Origin of the sequence: Streptomyces swartbergensis (assembly GCF_002148965.1) — a bacterium.
Lineage (GTDB): Bacteria > Actinomycetota > Actinomycetes > Streptomycetales > Streptomycetaceae > Streptomyces > Streptomyces swartbergensis.
Genome location: NZ_NGFN01000587.1, coordinates 1 through 2,774, shown reverse-complemented (window position 1 = coordinate 2,774; position 2,774 = coordinate 1). Strand labels below are relative to the sequence as shown.

Sequence of the window (2,774 nt, the reverse complement as noted above, 5' to 3'; positions counted from 1 at the left end):
CCCCGTACCAGGCGTGCAGCGGCGCCCCGATCCCGGCGAGCGTCGCCGTCAGGTCCTTCAGCCGGTCGGCCCGTACGTCGAGGCCCAGCCGGTTGCGATAAGCCGTCGTGTCGAACGCGGCCAGCGCGCCCGCCCAGTCGCCGGACAGCCCCGGCCGTATCGCGAGCGCGTCCCCGTTGCGCACGAGCAGGGACAGCAGCCCGCCGGGCGCGAGCATCCGGGCGAGACCCGCCAGCAGCGGGTCGGGCTCCTCCACGTACATGAGGACGCCGTGGCACAGCACCACGTCGAAACTGCCCGGCAGGAAGTGCACGCCGGTGTCCCGGCCGTCGCCCTCGATGATCCGCATCCGCTCCCGGATGCCCTCCGGTTCCCCGGCGAGGGACTCCCGGGCCACGGCGATCATCTTCGCGTCCTGCTCCAGACCGGTCACCTGGTGCCCGGCCCGGGCCAGCCGCAGCGCCTGCGTGCCCTGGCCCATGCCCACGTCGAGCACCCGCAGCCGCTTCCCGACCGGGAAGCGCCCGACTATCTGCTCGTCCAGCTGCCGGGCCACCAGCTCCTGCCGGACGACATCGCGCAGCCCGCCCAGCTTGTCCAGCCAGGCATCCGCCGCGCCCCCGGAGAACGACGTCGCGGTCAGGGCCGCTCTCCGCGCTTGACCTGCGGCTTCGGCAGCCGGAGCCGACGCATCTGGAGCGAGCGCATCAGGGCGTAGGCGACCGCGCCGCGCTTGTTCTCGCCGGCGAAGCGCTCGTTGAGCTGCTTCTTCAGGCGGAAGGCCGTGACGAACGAGTCGAGCACGATCAGCACGATCACCACGAGCCACAGCAGCAGCGCGATGTTCTGCAGCGCCGCCACCCGCACCATGCTCAGCACGAGGATGATCACGGCCATCGGCAGGAAGAACTCCGCGATGTTGAACCGCGAGTCGACGAAGTCGCGCGCGAACCGGCGGACCGGTCCCTTGTCACGCGCGGGCAGGTAGCGCTCGTCGCCGCTCGCCAGCGCCTGGCGCTGGCGCTCCAGCGCGCTGCGGCGCTCCTCGCGCTGCCGCTTGGCGGCCTCCTTCCGCGTCATCGACGTGTTAGCGACGCTGCGGCGCTGGGACTGGGCCTCACTGCGCTTGGGCGTGGGCCTGCCCTTCGGGGCCTGCGGGTCGCGGGGCTGCTTGGAGAAGTTCACCGGCGCCTTGTCGGCTGCCTGGGACTTCTCATCCTTCGCACGGCTACGGAACACAAAACCCAAGGGTAAGGGCTTCCCGGGCATGGACCCCAGTCCCGGTGGGAACGATCCGGCAACACCAGTCGTCTGTAAGGGGACAGAGGGGACGTTGTGTACGCACCCGGTCGTTCCCGGGAGGCACGGCTCCGGTTACCGGGGGTATCCCCGGTAACCCCGGGGGTCACCTACTCCCTACGCCGGAGCGGGAGCGTGCTCAGTCGTCCTTGGGGATGAGCGCATCCGTCCCCGAACAGTGCGGTAATGGATGCAGGGCCCGTACTGTGGGTTCTGTCGCAGGTGCTGGAGCCGGAGTCGGTCAGAAGGGGGCGCGCGAAGCCCATGAGCGGTGTCATGAAGCGTATGGGGATGATCTTCCGCGCGAAGGCGAACAAGGCCCTTGACCGGGCCGAGGACCCGCGCGAGACCCTCGATTACTCGTACCAGAAGCAGCTGGAGCTGCTCCAGAAGGTCCGTCGCGGTGTCGCCGACGTGGCGACCTCGCGCAAGCGTCTGGAGCTCCAGCTGAACCAGTTGCAGTCGCAGTCCACCAAGCTGGAGGACCAGGGCCGCAAGGCGCTCGCGCTGGGCCGTGAGGACCTGGCCCGCGAAGCGCTGTCCCGCCGGGCCGCCCTCCAGCAGCAGGTGACCGACCTGGAGACCCAGCACGCGACGCTGCAGGGCGAGGAGGAGAAGCTCACCCTCGCGGCCCAGCGGCTCCAGGCCAAGGTCGACGCCTTCCGTACGAAGAAGGAGACGATCAAGGCGACGTACACGGCGGCCCAGGCGCAGACCCGCATCGGCGAGGCCTTCTCCGGCATCTCCGAGGAGATGGGCGACGTCGGCCTGGCGATCCAGCGCGCCGAGGACAAGACGGCCCAGCTCCAGGCCCGCGCCGGCGCCATCGACGAGCTGCTCGCCTCCGGAGCCCTGGAGGACCCGTCCGGCATGCACAAGGACGATCTCCAGGCCGAGCTGGACCGGCTCTCCGGTGGTACGGATGTAGAGCTGGAACTGCAGCGGATGAAGGCCGAGCTGGCCGGCGGCTCGAACGGTGGGCAGCAGGCCCTCGAAGGTGGCACGAGCCAGCAGCAGTCCCAGCAGCAGCCGCAGGACACCCCACGCTTCGACAAGCAGTAGGGGCCCACGCCTAGGAGGGCGACATGATCGTACGGATCATGGGGGAGGGCCAGGTGAGGCTGGCCGACGGCCACCTCGCCGAACTGAACAAGCTGGACGACGAACTCCTGGCCGAAATGGAGAACGGCGACGGCCCCGGCTTCCGCCGCACCCTCCAGGCCCTGCTGACCAGGGTCAGAGACCTGGGCGAACCCCTGCCCGACGACTCCCTGGAACCATCGGAACTGATCCTCCCGTCCCCGGACGCGACGCTGGAGGAGGTCCGGGAGCTGCTGAGCGACGACGGCCTGATTCCGGGCTGACTCAACTGCGGGCAGTCGTGCCTCCCCCAGTGCCTTAAGGGCCTGGGAGGTACCCCCAGGCGGCACGGGTGGGCGCAGCGGCACCCCGCACCGCCGGGTTGCGGACCCACC

Annotated in this window: 4 protein-coding genes; 2 read left to right on the top strand and 2 right to left on the bottom strand. The window is 70.1% G+C overall.

Annotation, left to right across the window (positions count from 1 at the left end):
• On the bottom strand, window positions 1-556 hold a 556-nt coding region (locus tag CA983_RS42445), incomplete at its 3' end, for a class I SAM-dependent methyltransferase (RefSeq protein WP_086605963.1).
• An 83-nt stretch (window positions 557-639) separates the two neighbouring features.
• Window positions 640-1,239: a DUF3043 domain-containing protein gene (locus CA983_RS42440; protein WP_086605962.1), complete on the bottom strand. Its 600-nt coding sequence runs from the start codon at window positions 1,237-1,239 to the stop codon at window positions 640-642.
• Window positions 1,240-1,575: 336 nt separating this feature from the next.
• On the opposite strand from CA983_RS42440, the gene CA983_RS42435 reads away from it, so the two are divergent.
• Window positions 1,576-2,361 (top strand): PspA/IM30 family protein, encoded by a 786-nt coding sequence (locus tag CA983_RS42435; RefSeq protein WP_086605961.1) that lies wholly within the window; start codon window positions 1,576-1,578, stop codon window positions 2,359-2,361.
• Window positions 2,362-2,384: 23 nt separating this feature from the next.
• The gene (gene pspAA, locus CA983_RS42430) at window positions 2,385-2,663 is read left to right on the top strand and encodes a PspA-associated protein PspAA (protein ID WP_086605960.1); all 279 of its coding nucleotides are present in this window, start codon (window positions 2,385-2,387) and stop codon (window positions 2,661-2,663) included.
• Window positions 2,664-2,774: the final 111 nt, after the last annotated feature.